This window comes from Flavisolibacter tropicus (genome assembly GCF_001644645.1).
Taxonomy (GTDB): Bacteria; Bacteroidota; Bacteroidia; order Chitinophagales; family Chitinophagaceae; genus Flavisolibacter; species Flavisolibacter tropicus.
On record NZ_CP011390.1, the window covers coordinates 575,999 to 592,019 of the forward strand.

The 16,021-nt window shown below is 39.6% G+C and carries 17 protein-coding genes; 9 read left to right on the forward strand and 8 right to left on the reverse strand.

Annotated features, from left to right (window positions below):
- The first annotated feature begins 71 nt into the window (after positions 1 to 71).
- Positions 72 to 491, forward strand: a complete 420-nt coding sequence (locus tag SY85_RS02340; protein ID WP_066401617.1) for a DoxX family protein — start codon at positions 72 to 74, stop codon at positions 489 to 491.
- Between the two features lie 6 nt (positions 492 to 497).
- Here SY85_RS02340 and SY85_RS02345 read toward each other — a convergent pair whose 3' ends face one another.
- Positions 498 to 758: a SemiSWEET family sugar transporter gene (locus SY85_RS02345; RefSeq protein ID WP_066401618.1), complete on the reverse strand. Its 261-nt coding sequence runs from the start codon at positions 756 to 758 to the stop codon at positions 498 to 500.
- 313 nt (positions 759 to 1,071) lie between these two features.
- Here SY85_RS02345 and SY85_RS02350 point away from each other — a divergent pair, with 313 nt between their 5' ends.
- Together SY85_RS02350 and SY85_RS02355 are read left to right on the forward strand one after the other, a co-directional pair.
- Positions 1,072 to 2,058 (forward strand): pyruvate dehydrogenase complex E1 component subunit beta, encoded by a 987-nt coding sequence (locus SY85_RS02350; protein ID WP_066401619.1) that lies wholly within the window; start codon positions 1,072 to 1,074, stop codon positions 2,056 to 2,058.
- A gap of 839 nt (positions 2,059 to 2,897) precedes the next feature.
- Positions 2,898 to 4,058: a sigma-54-dependent transcriptional regulator gene (locus SY85_RS02355; protein ID WP_066401620.1), complete on the forward strand. Its 1,161-nt coding sequence runs from the start codon at positions 2,898 to 2,900 to the stop codon at positions 4,056 to 4,058.
- Positions 4,059 to 4,088: 30 nt separating this feature from the next.
- Here the strand turns inward: SY85_RS02355 and SY85_RS02360 are convergent, their stop codons facing one another.
- Entirely contained in the window at positions 4,089 to 4,973 is an 885-nt protein-coding gene (locus SY85_RS02360; protein WP_066401621.1) for a MerR family transcriptional regulator, read from the reverse strand.
- A gap of 114 nt (positions 4,974 to 5,087) precedes the next feature.
- Here SY85_RS02360 and lepB point away from each other — a divergent pair, with 114 nt between their 5' ends.
- Together lepB and SY85_RS02370 are read left to right on the forward strand one after the other, a co-directional pair.
- Positions 5,088 to 6,635 (forward strand): signal peptidase I, encoded by a 1,548-nt coding sequence (lepB, locus tag SY85_RS02365; RefSeq protein WP_066401622.1) that lies wholly within the window; start codon positions 5,088 to 5,090, stop codon positions 6,633 to 6,635.
- Between the two features lie 60 nt (positions 6,636 to 6,695).
- Positions 6,696 to 7,187 (forward strand): cytidine deaminase, encoded by a 492-nt coding sequence (locus SY85_RS02370; RefSeq protein ID WP_066401623.1) that lies wholly within the window; start codon positions 6,696 to 6,698, stop codon positions 7,185 to 7,187.
- Between the two features lie 56 nt (positions 7,188 to 7,243).
- Here SY85_RS02370 and SY85_RS02375 read toward each other — a convergent pair whose 3' ends face one another.
- The 6 genes from SY85_RS02375 to SY85_RS02400 all read right to left on the reverse strand — a co-directional run bounded on the left by SY85_RS02375 (position 7,244) and on the right by SY85_RS02400 (position 13,147).
- The gene (locus tag SY85_RS02375) at positions 7,244 to 7,723 is read right to left on the reverse strand and encodes a methylated-DNA--[protein]-cysteine S-methyltransferase (protein WP_066401624.1); all 480 of its coding nucleotides are present in this window, start codon (positions 7,721 to 7,723) and stop codon (positions 7,244 to 7,246) included.
- Entirely contained in the window at positions 7,723 to 8,058 is a 336-nt protein-coding gene (locus SY85_RS02380) for a tRNA-binding protein (RefSeq protein ID WP_066401625.1), read from the reverse strand. Before SY85_RS02380 ends, SY85_RS02375 begins: the two co-directional genes overlap by 1 nt.
- Positions 8,059 to 8,065: 7 nt before the next feature.
- Positions 8,066 to 8,935 (reverse strand): transglutaminase family protein, encoded by an 870-nt coding sequence (locus SY85_RS02385; protein ID WP_066401626.1) that lies wholly within the window; start codon positions 8,933 to 8,935, stop codon positions 8,066 to 8,068.
- 29 nt (positions 8,936 to 8,964) lie between these two features.
- Positions 8,965 to 11,544 carry a type I DNA topoisomerase gene (gene topA / locus SY85_RS02390; RefSeq protein ID WP_066401627.1) on the reverse strand — a complete coding sequence of 860 codons (2,580 nt, stop codon included), beginning with the start codon at positions 11,542 to 11,544 and terminating at the stop codon, positions 8,965 to 8,967.
- Between the two features lie 106 nt (positions 11,545 to 11,650).
- Entirely contained in the window at positions 11,651 to 12,259 is a 609-nt protein-coding gene (locus tag SY85_RS02395; RefSeq protein ID WP_066401628.1) for an SGNH/GDSL hydrolase family protein, read from the reverse strand.
- 45 nt (positions 12,260 to 12,304) lie between these two features.
- On the reverse strand, positions 12,305 to 13,147 hold the full coding sequence (locus tag SY85_RS02400; protein WP_066401629.1) for an alpha/beta hydrolase: 843 nt from the start codon (positions 13,145 to 13,147) through the stop codon (positions 12,305 to 12,307).
- Positions 13,148 to 13,162: 15 nt separating this feature from the next.
- Here SY85_RS02400 and SY85_RS02405 point away from each other — a divergent pair, with 15 nt between their 5' ends.
- The 4 genes from SY85_RS02405 (at position 13,163) to SY85_RS02420 (ending at position 16,014) form a co-directional block, all read left to right on the forward strand.
- Positions 13,163 to 13,921 carry a Rossmann-like and DUF2520 domain-containing protein gene (locus SY85_RS02405; protein ID WP_066401630.1) on the forward strand — a complete coding sequence of 253 codons (759 nt, stop codon included), beginning with the start codon at positions 13,163 to 13,165 and terminating at the stop codon, positions 13,919 to 13,921.
- A 72-nt stretch (positions 13,922 to 13,993) separates the two neighbouring features.
- The gene (locus tag SY85_RS02410; RefSeq protein ID WP_066401631.1) at positions 13,994 to 14,515 is read left to right on the forward strand and encodes a KdsC family phosphatase; all 522 of its coding nucleotides are present in this window, start codon (positions 13,994 to 13,996) and stop codon (positions 14,513 to 14,515) included.
- Positions 14,516 to 14,530: 15 nt separating this feature from the next.
- Positions 14,531 to 15,451, forward strand: a complete 921-nt coding sequence (locus tag SY85_RS02415) for a geranylgeranylglycerol-phosphate geranylgeranyltransferase (protein ID WP_066401632.1) — start codon at positions 14,531 to 14,533, stop codon at positions 15,449 to 15,451.
- 2 nt (positions 15,452 to 15,453) lie between these two features.
- Positions 15,454 to 16,014: a Maf family protein gene (locus tag SY85_RS02420; RefSeq protein ID WP_066401633.1), complete on the forward strand. Its 561-nt coding sequence runs from the start codon at positions 15,454 to 15,456 to the stop codon at positions 16,012 to 16,014.
- The last annotated feature ends 7 nt before the right edge of the window (positions 16,015 to 16,021 follow it).

Here is a 16,021-nt window from a genome sequence, read left to right on the forward strand (position 1 = left end):
GTATAGTAAGGGCCACCATTTTGAGTGGCCCTTTTTTTATAGGTAATCGGTTCTTAAAATAGCTCAACACAATGGGAGTATTCCGACCTTTTAAAATGAACAAGGATGTCGGTATCTTTCTGTTTCGGCTCTTTATCGGCTTCCGGCTGCTGTATGGTGTATTGGATAATATCCTAGTCGCGGAGCGAATGTTGGAGTTTGAATCGTTTTTGCATGCACATCACTTTCCTTCTCCCTATTTATCAGCTTGGGTTTCAATATATGTACAAGCCATTTCGGGCGTGTTAATTATAATTGGATATAAGATTCGGTGGGCTGCTGTTTTAATGATCATACATTTTACTGTAGCAATAGTGGTGGTGCATTGGGGGCAAAGTGTGGACGAAATGACACCAGCCCTGGCCATGCTTTCTGCTGCAGTCCTCTTTTTATTTCTTGGTGCAGGCAAGTATAGTATTCAAAAAGAGCCACTTGTAGTATTTAGGAAATAGCTTTTTCTACCGATCCTTATAGCGTATACGATAATAGCCAGTAATGGAATTAATGGTTATTGAAATGAAGTTGGTGATAATAATTGGCCAGTCATTACGCATAAACCCATAAACGGCCCAAAGTGTATTTCCTGTGGTAAGTATGCTAAGCATCAATATAGAAATATCTTTCGCTTTTTTTTCCTTGATGATCTTGATCAATTGCGGTAACATAGAAATCGAAGTCAGCAACCCCGCAGCAATTCCAACCCATTGTTTTAAATCCATATGACTTTTCATTCAAAAAAGCAGCCAGTAAAGTAGGGGAGCTGCGAGAACGGAAGAGTGCTGCAAGCTGTAAGCTGCACGCTGCACGCTTTGAAACAGCCTTTTGTTAAGTCAAACAGGCGACTAAATTGGTTGTCGATAGTTTGCAACTAAAGTATTTAAGAGTAGTCTATTTTCTATGTTTGAAGCGCTATACACACAACATTCACGCCTCTGCTTGCAGCTTGCGGCGTGAAGCTTGCAGCTCTCTTATAGCTTATTTTAGGTTATATGAAGTTGCTCCGCTAATTTTGCCCCGCTTAATTGTTACTGCATGAGACAAATACCTTTTCGTGAAGCATTACGCGAAGCAATGATCGAAGAAATGCGCCGTGATGACCGTGTATTTTTAATGGGAGAGGAAGTAGCTGAGTATAATGGTGCCTATAAAGTAAGCCAGGGTATGTTGGCTGAGTTTGGTCCAAAGCGTGTGATCGATACCCCCATTGCTGAATTAGGCTTTGCCGCTGTTGGTGTAGGTGCTGCACAAAACGGTTTAAGACCGATTGTAGAATTCATGACCTGGAACTTTGCTGTTCTGGCATTGGATCAGATCCTGAACACTGCTTCTAAGATGTTGGCCATGAGTGGTGGACAAATTACTTGTCCTATTGTTTTCCGTGGACCAAATGGCTCTGCCGGTCAGTTAGGTGCACAACACTCTACTGCTTTTGAAGCACTTTATGCAAATATCCCAGGCCTTAAAGTGGTTTCTGTAAGTAATGGATATGATGCAAAAGGTTTATTGAAACAAGCCATTCGCTACGAAGAAGATCCGGTGATGTTCATGGAAAGCGAGTTGATGTATGGAGATAAAAGTGACATCCCAGACGAAGAATACTATATCCCTTTAGGTAAGGCAGATGTGAAACGTCAGGGTACAGATGTAACCATTGTTTCCTTCAATAAAATGATGAAAGTAGCCTTAGGTGCTGCTGCTGAATTGGAAAAAGAAGGAATCAGCGCAGAAGTAATTGACCTGCGTACTATCCGTCCGCTGGATTGGATGACTATCCTTGAGAGTGTTAAGAAAACAAATCGCTTAGTGATTATAGAAGAACAATGGCCTTTTGCTTCTGTATCATCTGAAATCACTTACCGTATACAGAAAGAGGGGTTTGACTACTTAGATGCTCCAATTCGTCGTATAACCGCTGCTGATGCACCGCTACACTATGCGCCAAATCTGGTAGCAGCGGCTTTGCCTGATGTACCACGCACGGTTAAACTGGTAAAAGAAGTAATGTATTTGAAAAAATAAGTGCTTTATATTGAGGAAAGCCTTCCTCAAGCCGAGGAAAAAAAGAAAAAGTTGTGTGGTTTCACACAACTTTTTCTTTTTCAATACCTTGATGCAAAAAAATTTATTCGAGATAAAGTTTTGTTTTTCCAATTTTCATCGCATCTTTGTCTCGGTTTTTCATAGGATATTGGATTTTACACGAGGCTGGATTTCTATCCGGCCTTTATTATGCTTATCCATTTCGGTTCCTCCTTGCCTATATATCAATTGGAATACTCTGAAACTTTCATAAAGCAATGTTTATCAATAAGTAAATAGAAGTTTAAGTCAATATTTTCTAGTTTCTTCTTTCTTGGTTGCCCCCTTAGTTTACCAAAGTTTATAATGATTAATAAGGATCAAGTGGAACGATTCGTTTATTCCTTTAATCCCAACAGCTTACACTATTACCTGCGCCTTCCTTGCCTGCTACTCCACGGGTCCTTCATAGCTACGCCACTGTTCCTTCATGGTTACTCCGTATCCAATAGTGGGTTACTCCGTATAGGAGCCTCCTTTACTCCGTATAAAGCCCTACCGCACACCTTCAAAAGACGTAAACCTGCCATTTGGGTTGCTCTGGGTTAACTATTTATAATAAAGAAAAGAATAATGAAAAGAGACAGAAATTACCAAAAGAGAGGGTGCTTAAAGTTACAAAAAACCATCCGCTCGTCAATTAGATTTAATTGACGGATCTCAATTGTATTCCTAATTACAGCGAAAGCCTTCTTAAAAATTCTTCCATCCGCAATCCAAAATTTCTTCTCCTAAACGTATTTCGCTTATTTTGTTGCCTTAACACTTAACCGATAATAATGAGCAGAATTCTCATAGTAGACGACGAAAAGGCAATACGCAAAACCCTTACAGAAATCCTCTCTTTTGAAGGCTATACCATTGAAGAAGCACCTGACGGTGAAGAAGCGCTCAAATGTTTCAAAGAAAAAACATATGATGTAGTACTCTGCGATATAAAAATGCCCAAACTGGATGGTTTGGATTTTTTGCAAAAAGCTACTGAACATAACCCAGATGTCCCTATCATTATGATTTCCGGTCACGGTACTATAGAAACAGCTGTAGAGGCTGTAAAAAAAGGTGCCTATGACTTTATACAAAAGCCACCAGACCTCAACCGCTTACTGATTACGATCCGAAATGCAAAAGAGCGTAATAACCTTGTTACCGAAACTAAAACACTAAAAAGACGAGTTACCAAGGTGCAAGAGATGATAGGTGAGTCTGCACCCATTCACAGGATCAAAGAAACTATTGAAAAAGTAGCACCTACAGAAGCACGTATTCTGATCACTGGCGAAAATGGTGTCGGAAAAGAACTGGTTGCTCGTTGGGTACATGAAAAAAGCAGCCGTGCTTCAGGTCCATTGGTAGAGGTGAACTGTGCTGCTATTCCAAGTGAACTGATTGAAAGTGAGCTCTTTGGCCATGAAAAAGGTTCATTCACTTCCGCCATTAAACAACGCATAGGTAAGTTTGAGCAGGCCAATGGTGGTACGCTCTTCTTAGATGAAATTGGCGATATGAGCTTATCTGCCCAGGCCAAGGTACTGAGGGCACTTCAGGAAGGAAAAATTACCCGGGTAGGGGGCGATAAAGAAATCAGTGTTGATGTTCGGGTTATTGCTGCTACCAATAAAGATTTATTGAAGGAAGTGGAGGCAAAGAATTTCCGTCTTGACTTATATCATCGCTTGGGAGTTATTCTTATTCATGTGCCTTCGTTAAATGAAAGAAAAGACGATATTCCTCTCTTAGTAAATCGCTTTTTACAAGATATCTGTGCCGATTATGGGGTTGCCAAAAAAGCAATTGACCCAGACGCCATCAAATTATTACAAGAATATAATTGGACTGGTAATATTCGTGAACTACGCAATGTGGTAGAGCGTTTGGTAATCTTGTCTGGTAAAAGTATTACCAAGGATGATGTTACCAGCTATGTGCTCCCAAAGTAATTAAGCCTTATCATTAGCGTTAATTTCTTGTCACGAAGTCATCTTGCTTTTTATAAAAGCATAGATGGCTTCGTCGCTTTTTAAAAGACGAAGATTCACAAATGTTCGTGTAGCAGCAAGAGTACTTGCACCCGATGCTACGATTGTTTTACCCGGTAATGCTTGACAGAGCAACTCAAAATAGTCATCAATTTCAAATCGTGTGAAATTGGTTATGATATGCGTGAAAATATATTCAATAGGGTTTTGTTGGACTATTTCCTTTACTTGTTGCAGCTTAATATTTGAGCCTAAATAAATGGTTGACCAGCCCCACTTCTTCAACATATAATTTAAGAAAAGCAGCGGCATCTCATGATACTCTCCATCTGGCGTAAACAACAGTATTTGGCGATGTTTATCATTGCTGGCGGTTAACTTATCCGTTTCAGCTATGATTTTATGTTGAATTAAGTAAGAAGAAAAATGTTCTTGTGCCGGAATAACATTATTGGTCATCCAGAGCACTCCAATACGTTTTAGAAATGGATAACAAATTTTAGATATGGCTTCTTCCATTCCAAACTTCTCTATTAACTCATCCAGTATTTGATGAAAAGCTTTCTCATCAAAATCAATAGCTGCTTCAAGAAGTGTTAAAATAAATTGTTGATGATCTTTCGATAGCTTTCCTACTTCTAGTACAGAAGCAATAATTTCTTCTTCAGTTAATGCGGCAATTTTAGAGATCTTCCAACCATTATGATAAAGGAAAGCTATGCGTAGCAAGCGTTTCAGGTCTTCATTCTCATAATAACGTTGTTTGCCTTCTGTGCGCTTTGGTTTAAAAAAATGATAGCGCTGTTCCCAGATCCGGAGCGTATGTGCTTTAATATCACACATATTCTCAATGTCCTTAATCGTAAAATTTTGCATTGCCTACACTTTATTTCCTATTTTCATTGCTGTTGGATTTAGCAAAAACTTTGCGCTGCTTCCGCAGCAAGAGTGATTTAAAATAATAAATTTGTCCGTTTTAAAGTCAACCTAATGCCGTTAGAACACGTATTCATTGTTTACTTAGTCTCCTTATTACTGGTTCTGCTCCCGTCGTTTGGAATAGCAAAGATGTTTCAAAAAGCTGGTGTTGAAAGCTGGAAAGCCTACATTCCTTTTTATAATACCTGGGTAATGCAGGAATTGGCCAAGCGTCCCAAGCATTGGGTGTTCTGGCAATTCATACCTGTAGTAGGTTGGTTTATTACACCCGGTATCTTCATTGAATTTGTAAAGTTATTTGGCCGTTTCACTTTTGGCGAACATATACTGGCTGCGTTGGCAGCTCCTTTTTACTTTCCTTATGTGGGAAATAACCCCAAGATCCATTATATAGGACCAGAAGGGGCTAAACGTTATCACAAACCCAGCTGGCGCGAGTGGATTGATGCTGCTATATTTGCAATAGTTGCAGCTACGCTGATCCGCACCTTTGTGTTTGAGGCCTATACTATTCCTTCAGGCTCTATGGAGAAGACCTTACTGATCAACGACTTCCTTTTTGTAAGCAAGTTTAGTTACGGTCCACGTATTCCTAATACACCTTTGTCTATTCCATTTGTTCACAATTATATACCTGGCAGCAGCCGTACTTCTTATATTAGAGGTGTACAGTTGCCTTATGTTCGTTGGTTTGCAAGCCCTGTGAAAAGAGGCGATGTTGTGGTATTTAATTTTCCTGCTGGTGATACCGTAATTAACTCACCAGAATACCAGTCGCTACGTCCGTATTACGATGTGAAACGCGCTGCTAAAGCTGGCGACATGCAGTCGGAATATGTATTGTCTCACCCTGATGAATACCCGATTGTTGTGCACCCTGTAGATAAATCAGATAACTACATTAAGCGTTGTGTGGGTGTGGCAGGCGATACACTTGAAGTGAAAGGTGGCCAAGTTTATATTAATAGCAAACCAGCTGAGGCTCCGCCATATTCACAAATCAAGTATTTGGTGGAAACAAAAGGACAGCAGCTGGATGAAGAGGCCATGAAAGATTACAATGTAAATCTGAATGACCCTAACCAAATAGAGCCTCAAGGAAAGAACGTATTTAAGATGATGTTGACGAATGATGGCCTTCAAAGAATGGTTAAAGATGGGATCATCATTAACTATCGTCCTTTATTAGAAGAGCCGGCTACTACCGATCCTCGCTTCTGGGGGCAGGTATTGTTTCCGTATGATACTTTACATAAATGGACAGTTGACTTTTTCGGACCAATCTGGATACCTAAAAAAGGAGCTACATTACAGCTAACGCCAGAAAATTATACGATTTATGAGCGAGCTATACGTACGTATGAGCATAACGAATTTTATATGCAGAATGGTAAGTTCTTTTTAAATGGAAAAGAAACTTCTTCTTATACATTTAAAATGGATTATTACTGGATGATGGGAGATAATCGGCATGAGTCACAAGACTCCCGCTTCTGGGGCTTTGTTCCTGAAGATAGAGTAGTGGGTAAAGCTTGGATGATCTGGTTTAGTTGGGATAGTGGTCCACGATGGAACCGATTGTTCAGAATAGTAAAATAAACGTATCTTTAATTGCCCCAAACAAATCGTGCGGGGCATTTTTGTCTCTTAACGTTACATATGAAAGAAAACAAGTTTGAATTTTCGTATAAGGTTTACAGTGGTATAGAAGAATTACCCGAAGACCAACAATGGCTGCTAAATGAGGCCAGAGAAGTTACTGAACAAGCCTATGCTCCTTATTCTCATTTCCAGGTGGGTGCAGTTGCCCGATTGGCAAATGGCGAAATCGTTGCCGGCAGTAATCAGGAGAACGCTTCTTTCCCTGTAGGTCTTTGTGCAGAACGCGTTTTGCTCGCTTCTGTTGCTTCTTTATTTCCAAAGGTTCCTGTTGAAACAATCGCCATTAGTTATAAGGGGGATGGCCATAAAAGTGATCACCCAATTTCACCTTGTGGTATTTGCCGACAGTCGCTACAAGAATTTGAATCTCGGGTTGGACACCCTATTCAATTGATCTTAGGTGGCATGACAGGGCCTGTTTATATAATAGATAGCGCTAGTCGTTTATTGCCATTAGCCTTTACATCAGAAGAATTAAAGACGTCTTGATCATTATAAGATAGAGAATACTTATTAATAGCTGTCTAAAAGGCAGCTATTTGCTTTTAAAATGGTAGAGTTTGTACACCACTATGAAACTTGGCTTCATGTTCCAATAGCCATTGTTTTCGCCAGAGACCACCAGCATAACCTGTAAGGCTGGAATTACTTCCTATTACGCGGTGGCAAGGAATGATAATAGCAATTTTGTTGCGCCCATTAGCCGTTCCTACAGCTCTTATTGCTTTTACATCGCCTAATGTCTTGGATAAGCCCATATAGGAAACGGTCTTGCCATAAGGAATATCTTGCAAGGCAGTCCAAACACGGGTTTGAAAAGTAGTTCCGTTCAATTCAAGGGGTATTGAAAATTCTTTACGTTGTCCTGCAAAGTATTCTTCTAACTCTTGCTGGCACTGTTTTAATAAAGGATGCGTATCAGAAGTTGCTATGGCTTCTTCCCAAAAGTTTACAGTTGTAATGCCCTCATCACTGCATTGCAGCTGCAAATTACCTACAGGAGAGGAGATATAAGAAGTATACATTAACCAATTTTTTGCCCGTTAGAAACAGGTTGCTGTGGTTGTAATAATACCACATTTTTGTTTTCGTCGTAAATGCCTAAAACCAGGCATTCGCTGAAGAAGTTGGCAATCTGCTTTGGTGGGAAATTGACAACAGCTATTACTTGCTGGCCAACCAGCTTTTCAGCTTCATATAAATCGGTTATCTGTGCAGAAGATTTTTTAATACCTAGCTCTCCAAAATCAATAGTTAACTGGTATGCAGGCTTTTTTGCATTGGGAAAGTTAGTTGCAGATAGGATAGCGCCCACCCGGATATCTATTTTATCAAAGTCGGCCCATGTTATCGTTTCCATAGTGTAGTTATTGATCCAAAAGGCTAGCTAGTTGAAGGAGCTCCTCGCTTTTGTAAAAATTCTTTTCATCATCAAAACACTTAGCCATTTCTTCCAATAAGTTTTGAATTACCCTCTTATTGCTATAGGGTTTAAAATAAGCATGTACAGGTGGAACAGAAATTCTTTTAAAATAGGCCTCTACATCCTTATGAGAAAATACTTGTCCAGATGTAGGGTCAATAAAAAACTCTATTTTATTGATATGCTGGTCTTCCGATTCCGAGCTATAACCAGGCTTGAAATACGCCAATACAAATTGCTTGGGTAGATCAATTGCTTTTACGGGTATGTCCAACAAATCACACAGTATCAAATACAAGATTCCATTGCTTATCTGGTTACCTCTTTTGGTTTCTACAACATTATGTAACAAAAAGTCATTGACATTACTGTAATTCAGCTCATTACTCTTCAAGCCGTAATAACCATATAGAATTCCAGTCACAATGCGTACTTGCTCTAATGGGGTTAGGTAATTGTTTAACTCCAGCCAAATATTACGGCGTAGCTTTTCCATTTCTTGCAAAGTAGAAGCCGTTGAGAGGTCTGGATATTGGAATTTTGAAGCCAATAAAGCTCCCACCATAAGGTCGTGGTGTCCCGCTAGGCTCCATTGACGGAAATCTTCTGTCAGATCGGTTAAGTGCAATCGGTGAATTAATAACTCAATTCGTTCTTGGGTGTCCTCGCTTACCGTATTCTCCCATAAGTCCTCCAAATTTGGTATTATGGTGCGGCCAAATTGAATAATTCGTTGTGACACAGAGCCAAATACTTCGTCGTCAGGATCATCTATTAACTTAAGTAGGGCTGATATTTCTTTAGTTTCTTCCATTCAACACAATCTCTAAAATAATTATGCCTTTATTTCTTAGAGGACTTCTTGGCAGCTGCCTTTTTAGGAGCTGCTTTTTTTGCTGCAGTTTTCTTGGCAGCTGTTTTTTTAGCAAACGCTCCAGGTACTTGCTCTTCAATCATTTTTTTAACGTCTTCTAACGGCAAGCTCTTTACTTCATCTTCCGTATATTTCTCATTATTTGCTTTTCTTCCCAGCTTCAACATTTTCTTGCCAAAACGGATAAAGGGACCCCAACGGCCGTTTTCTATGGAGATCTTTTCCGACGGCCACTGTTGAATAAAGCGGTTAGCTTCTTTTTCAACTTTTTTCTCAATTAGCTCATTAATATCATGCTGCGTCAGAGCGTCAAAATTGTAAGCCTTTGGAACATTAATAAATAGTTCATTCCACTTAATAAAAGGTCCAAACCGGCCTTTCCCTTTGGTTACGGGCTTACCTTCGTAGTGGCCTATCGGAGCATCAGCTATTTGCTTTTGATTGATCAATTCAATCGCCTGTTCCATGTCTACTTCCAATGGCTCTACACCCTTAGGTAAGGAAATAAAGTCTTCACCATATTTTACATAGGGACCAAATCGGCCTGCGTTCACTGCCACTTCAAGGCCATTATATTCACCAAGTGTTAACGGCAACCTAAACAGATCCAATGCCTCATCTAAGTTGATGGTTTCAATACTTTGATTTTGCTTTAAGCGGGCAAAACGAGGCTTCTCTTCATCTTCAGTTGTCCCAATTTGAACCATTGGACCATAACGTCCCATACGGGCAATCACCGGCTTACCGCTTTGCGGATCGTATCCAACTTCACGCTCACCTTTAACGCGCTCGGCAGTCTCAATCGTTTTCTGTACATCATCCTTAAAGGGATTGTAGAAATCATCGATCATTTTATTCCAGCGCATTTTACCTTGGGCCACATCATCAAACTCACCTTCAATACGCGCTGTAAAGCCATAATCCATAATATCATCAAAGTACTGTTTCAGGAAATCTGTTACTACCAAACCTAAGTCAGTAGGGAAGAGCTTACCTTTTTCAGCACCTGTATTTTCAGTTTCGGTCTTTTTAGAGATCTTATCGCCACTAAGGGTCAATACCTGATAATTCCGTTGTACACCTTCTTTGTCACGCTTTTCTACATAACCTCTTTTTTGGATGGTTGAAATAGTAGGCGCATAAGTAGATGGACGTCCAATTCCCAGTTCCTCTAGTTTTTTTACAAGGGAAGCTTCCGTATAGCGAGGCAATGGACGCGTATAGCGCTCAATGGCTTTCATTTCCTTTAAGGGCAGCTGCTGTCCTTTGGCAAGTGGTGGCAGCATTGATTCCTGACCTGAAGTTTCGCCATCCTCATCGTCTACATCTTCGCGATATACCTTTATAAAACCATCAAATTTTAGCACTTCTCCTTCAGCACTTAATTCCGCATTGTTGGTAGACACATTGATCTTAGCAATTGTCTTCTCCAATTCTGCATCAGACATTTGACTAGCCATGGTACGCTTCCAGATCAGTTCATATAAACGTTTAGCATCCGGGTCGCTTACGGTTGTATGTTGCATATAAGTCGGGCGAATGGCTTCGTGTGCCTCTTGCGCCGACTCATTTTTATTCTTATACTTTCTAGACTGATAATATTTATCACCAAAGCTGGATTTGATCGTGTTCCGAATGTCCTCCATCGCTGTTTCGCTCAGGTTGACACTATCAGTACGCATATAGGTGATATGCCCATGCTCATATAGCTTCTGTGCTACCAGCATCGTACGGCTTACACTATAGCCCAACTTACGGCTAGCCTCCTGCTGTAGGGTAGAAGTAGTAAAGGGGGCTGCTGGAGTACGTTTAGCAGGCTTTACCTGAATGTCTTTTACCGCATAGTTAGCACCTATACATTGTTGTAAGAAGGTTTCAGCATCTGCAGCATTATTAAACTTAGAACCTTCTGCTTTAAACGAAATAGATTTTCCAGCTGAATCTGTTGCCGTAAAAATTGCCTCTATCTTAAAGCTGCTTTGTGTAACAAAAGCATTGATCTCACGCTCTCTTTCAGCAATAATGCGCACCGCTACACTCTGTACACGTCCGGCACTCAGGTTGTTCTTCATGCTTACCTTACGCCATAACACAGGACTTAACTCAAAACCTACAATGCGATCCAGTACACGACGTGCCTGTTGCGCATTTACCAGGTCCATATTTACAGTGCGAGGCTGCTTAACGGCTTTTTGAATGGCAGGCTTAGTGATCTCGTGGAAAACAATGCGCTTGGTCGTTTTAGGATCAAGGCCCAATACTTCACATAAATGCCAGCTAATAGCTTCTCCTTCACGGTCCTCATCCGTTGCCAACCACACTTCGCCACTTTTTCTGGCCAGTTGTTTCAGTTCGCTTACAACCCGCTGTTTCTCATCGGGTACTATATATTTTGGACGGTAACCGTTTTGAATATCAATACCCATGTCATCCTTCTCGAGGTCACGAATATGGCCATAGCAACTCTTTACCTCAAAATCGCTCCCCAGGATCTTTTCTATGGTTTTTGCCTTTGCAGGCGACTCAACAATCAACAAATTCTTCGCCATATATTCTATTTGGATATAGGTTTATAGATTCGAAAAACGTACAAGTTTACGGCAAGAATAGGAATTTTTACGAAAGAACCTATTTTTAATCGCTGCCCTAAACTTCTTATTTTAACTGTTTCTCAATAGCAGCTGCTACTTTGGTTGCCCATTTTTTATATTCTTTTTCAGATGGGTGCAAACCATCTTCAGCCACTAACGAAGGGTCTTGGGCGGCATCTCTTGAGCCTTCTGTTATTTCAATATAGTGTACTTTATATTGTATTGCCAATGCCCGGTTGGCCGTATTGAAAATGTCTATTTCTTTAGAGATCTTTTCAGGGTCTTTCTCTTTTGCAAAGGGCGTTACCCCATAATCCGGTATAGAAATTACAAAAACATGCTCTTTTTTATTATCAGCTAGTAATATTACCTTTCCTAATAACTTTTCAAACTCAGATGTATATTCTATTATAGCTCTTCCTCGGTATTGATTATTAACACCAATTAGTAACGTTACAAAATCGTATTTTGGTAGGAATTGGTAGCCCGCAATGCCATTCCATAACTCATCCGTTGTCCAGCCCGTTTTGGCGATGATCTCAGCAGCAGAAAAAGAGTGCCCTTTCTCTCTCAGGTTTTGTACTACCTGGTAAGGAAAGCTCTGCTGTATCAAAACGGCTTCACCTATCGTATATGAATCGCCTAATGCCAGATATGTTAGTTTCTTTTCCATTTTATTCTTCTTGGTAGGGTGTTTTTAAAATTAATCATTCAATGATTATAAAAACTCAATGATCTTTTTTGCTACATTATTGTCTCTATATATACGACGGTGCCCAAGCCCCTCCGTAATATAAAAGGCAAAGTTGGGATAGTTTTTTTCTATTACGGGTTTAACATCGACCAAAGGTGTCATGTTATCATTTTTATCATGACACCAAAGTACCTGAGCTTTTATTTGATCAGCTGCACGATTTACAGAAAACCAGCCAATAGGCTGATTCCCTTGTTCTTCAATCAATTTATCAAACTCTTTTCTTACAGCAGTATCCAGTTGAAGAAACTGGAAAAAGCTATCAGCTGCTGATGAGGTTTCAGTAGCTGGTGCAATTAAAACAAGCTTATAACTTTTGTCATGCGACCATTGCTCCATGGCAAGGCCTATTGCCAGTCCTCCTAAAGAGTGAGCTAAAAAGTTTTTTATCGGTCCAAATCGTTCATTCAGAAAGTTGATGAATTCTACATATAATAATACATTGATCATCTTTCCGCTACTTCTTCCATGGGCAGGAGCATCAAGCGCTAATACACAATAGCCTTTTTTAATCAGTGGCCTTACATAGCGGTCAAAGTTGATGACACTGGATTCGAACCCATGAAGGATCAATATTTTTTTGTCAGATTCCTTATTCCAACGATAACCTTGAATTGAAAATTCTTTAAAATGAAACCGCAACTTTTCTGCTTGTTCAAAAATATCGGGCAACTTTTTCCTATTCCGATGCTGAGGGGTGCAGAATAATTCAAAAGCCTTTTCTGCAGCTTTCTTTTTGGATATGGAAGAAAGAATACTAAATTTTGTTCGAATATATTTAATAACCAGTCGTTGACTTAACCGCATTTTGTAAAGATAAAAATGGATATTGTTATTATTGGTACTGGAAATACCGCAACTATATTAGGCAGGAAATTGAATGCCGCTGGTCATCGCATCATACAGATCTTTGGCAGAGATGCAAAAGCTGCCTCTGAGCTAGCCTATGAGTTAAACACAGAGTCTACAAACTATTGGAGCGTGGTTAACCGTAATGCCCATGTTTATCTTTTAGCCGTTTCAGATATAGCCATTGAAGAAGTTGCAAAAGAATTAAAACTTCCTTATAAAGTTGTTGTGCATACTGCGGGTGCTGTATCTAAAGAGATCTTAAAAGAATCCAGCAACCATTATGGTGTTCTTTATCCGTTGCAAAGTTTGAAAAAGGAGAGTAGCTACCTACCAGAAACACCAATATTAATAGATGCCAGCGATAATGATACATTAATGATTTTGGAAATACTAGGAAAAAGTATTTCCGATACAATAAGCCTGGCAAACGATGCGCAGCGCTTAAAACTGCATTTGGCGGCTGTATTCTGTAATAATTTCGTTAATCACATGTATGTGCTAATAGAAGAGTACTGCCAAAAGGAAGGGCTGGACTTTCAGCTTTTACTCCCCTTGATACAAGAGACGGCTCAACGCATTCAAACAATACCACCTGCAAAATCTCAAACAGGGCCGGCTAAGCGACGAGATACAGCAACAATTGAAAAACACTTGGCATTGATGGAAAGCTATCCCGATCTTAAATCTATCTATCAATTATTAACGAAAAGTATCCAACAACACAATTAATGCCTTTCAACTACATTTGCCTCATCACAAATTAGCTAATTAGCCAATTAGCTAATTAGCTAATTTTTATAAATGAACGTTCTTTCTTACTTCAAGCATATTACAACATTCGTTTTTGATATTGATGGCGTTTTAACAGACGGAACTGTCTTGCTTTTCGAAAATGGTCTTCAAGCACGTCAAATGCATGTTAAAGATGGCCTAGCGTTACAAATGGCCATGAAGGGAGGATATAGGGTTCTTGTTATATCAGGGGCCTATTCTGAACCCGTATTACAGCGTCTGCAATATTTAGGTCTCCAGGATATCTTTTTAGCTATTAAAGACAAAAGAGGTTTTTTGGAAAAGTATATTACAGAAAATAACCTGACATGGGAGGAAGTATTATTTATGGGTGACGATCTTCCTGACATTCCTGTATTAAAAGAAGTAGGCTTATCTTGCTGTCCCGCTGATGCAGTTACAGAAGTAAAAGCCGTTAGCAAATACATTTCTCCGGTAAATGGTGGGTATGGTTGTGTACGGGACGTTATTGAAAAGGTGCTAAAGCTTAATAATAAGTGGTACGTCGATACCGAAGTAACTTCACGCTGATACTAAACCGCATTCATGAGATTGATCCCTGCTTTTTTCCGATTAATACGCTGGCAAAACGGTTTATTTATTATTCTAACGCAGCTACTATTTTATTTCTGTATTTATAAATCAGTAAATAAAACGAATGAGTCTTTACACCAAATTACATGGCTTATTATAGCATCTGTTTTTATCGCGTCAGCTGGTTATATTATCAATGATTATTTCGACCTTAACATAGACCGTATCAACAAGCCCGATAAAAATGTAGTGGACTCCGTTATAAGTCGCCGCTGGGTAATTCTCTGGCATTTGCTTTTAAGCATTTCGGGTATTTTAGCAACAGCCATTGCTGTATCATTCCATAAGTGGTATCTGATTTTGGCAAATGTGGTTTGTGTCATCTTGCTGTGGCTTTATTCTACTTCCTTTAAGCGGAAGCTTTTAATAGGAAATATAGTAATCGCCCTTTTAACGGCTTGGACAATACTTATTTTATTCTTTGCAAAGGTCTCTTTTCTTGCAGCGTTTAACTCTCCGGATATAGAAACTATAAAGTTCTTTAGAGTGGCCTTCCTCTATGCTGGCTTTGCGTTTATCATAACAATTATTCGAGAGGCAATAAAAGATGTGGAAGATATGGCTGGTGATAGGCGTTACGGGTGTAAAACGCTACCTATTGTAGCTGGGGTTACAGCCACTAAAATATATACGGCTGTATGGATAGTGGTTTTGCTGTCTGCCTTGGTAGTATTACAGCTGTACATTTTACAGTTTCAGTGGTGGTGGGCAATTTTATATCTCACTCTAGGTGTTATTATTCCATTGGTCTATTTGTTTCTACAACATTACAAGGCTAAGTCAAGCCAAGATTTCGCCCGACTTAGTAGCTTGACCAAATGGATTACTTTAGCTGGAATTTTATCAATGGTATTCTTTAGAATCTATTTATAATAATGGCAAATTATATACTGGCATCGCAGTCTCCAAGAAGAAAACAGTTGCTAGAGTGGGCTGAAATTGATTTTGAGATAATTGTACATCCAACCGACGAGTCTTATCCAAAAATACTTTCTCCAAAAGAAGTTGCCATCCATATTGCAGTCGAAAAAGCGCGGGCTGTGCTGCCACAAGCAAAAGGAAAAACGATTATTGCCGCAGATACAATTGTTGTACTAGGTGATGAGATCATAGGCAAACCCAAAGACAGGGAAGACGCAATAACCATTTTATCGAAACTTAGCGGGCAGCACCATAAGGTTATTACAGGTGTAGCCATTATAAACAAGGATAAAGAGATCTCATTTGCCGATATTACCGATGTAGAATTTCATCCCTTAACGCAGGAACAGTTGGTTTTTTATATTGATAAATATAAACCTTATGACAAGGCCGGCGCTTATGCCATTCAGGAATGGATTGGTGTAGTAGGTATAAAACATATTACAGGAGATTTTTATAATGTAATGGGGCTTCCGGTTAGCCGTGTTGTACAAGCCTTACAACAATTTAAGTAGGTTATTT

Bases quoted from the DNA above. Each gene is read 5' to 3' on its own strand.
- SY85_RS02375 (WP_066401624.1), bottom strand. From the start codon at position 7,723: ATGTATACTTCTTATATCTCCTCTCCTGTAGGTAATTTGCAGCTGCAA.
- SY85_RS02345 (WP_066401618.1), bottom strand. From the start codon at position 758: ATGGATTTAAAACAATGGGTTGGAATTGCTGCGGGGTTGCTGACTTCG.
- topA (WP_066401627.1), bottom strand. From the start codon at position 11,544: ATGGCGAAGAATTTGTTGATTGTTGAGTCGCCTGCAAAGGCAAAAACC.
- SY85_RS02380 (WP_066401625.1), bottom strand. From the start codon at position 8,058: ATGGAAACGATAACATGGGCCGACTTTGATAAAATAGATATCCGGGTG.
- SY85_RS02385 (WP_066401626.1), bottom strand. From the start codon at position 8,935: ATGGAAGAAACTAAAGAAATATCAGCCCTACTTAAGTTAATAGATGAT.
- lepB (WP_066401622.1), top strand. From the start codon at position 5,088: ATGCCGTTAGAACACGTATTCATTGTTTACTTAGTCTCCTTATTACTG.
- SY85_RS02395 (WP_066401628.1), bottom strand. From the start codon at position 12,259: ATGGAAAAGAAACTAACATATCTGGCATTAGGCGATTCATATACGATA.
- SY85_RS02340 (WP_066401617.1), top strand. From the start codon at position 72: ATGGGAGTATTCCGACCTTTTAAAATGAACAAGGATGTCGGTATCTTT.
- SY85_RS02370 (WP_066401623.1), top strand. From the start codon at position 6,696: ATGAAAGAAAACAAGTTTGAATTTTCGTATAAGGTTTACAGTGGTATA.
- SY85_RS02410 (WP_066401631.1), top strand. From the start codon at position 13,994: ATGAACGTTCTTTCTTACTTCAAGCATATTACAACATTCGTTTTTGAT.
- SY85_RS02400 (WP_066401629.1), bottom strand. From the start codon at position 13,147: ATGCGGTTAAGTCAACGACTGGTTATTAAATATATTCGAACAAAATTT.
- SY85_RS02415 (WP_066401632.1), top strand. From the start codon at position 14,531: ATGAGATTGATCCCTGCTTTTTTCCGATTAATACGCTGGCAAAACGGT.
- SY85_RS02360 (WP_066401621.1), bottom strand. From the start codon at position 4,973: ATGCAAAATTTTACGATTAAGGACATTGAGAATATGTGTGATATTAAA.
- SY85_RS02355 (WP_066401620.1), top strand. From the start codon at position 2,898: ATGAGCAGAATTCTCATAGTAGACGACGAAAAGGCAATACGCAAAACC.
- SY85_RS02350 (WP_066401619.1), top strand. From the start codon at position 1,072: ATGAGACAAATACCTTTTCGTGAAGCATTACGCGAAGCAATGATCGAA.
- SY85_RS02405 (WP_066401630.1), top strand. From the start codon at position 13,163: ATGGATATTGTTATTATTGGTACTGGAAATACCGCAACTATATTAGGC.
- SY85_RS02420 (WP_066401633.1), top strand. From the start codon at position 15,454: ATGGCAAATTATATACTGGCATCGCAGTCTCCAAGAAGAAAACAGTTG.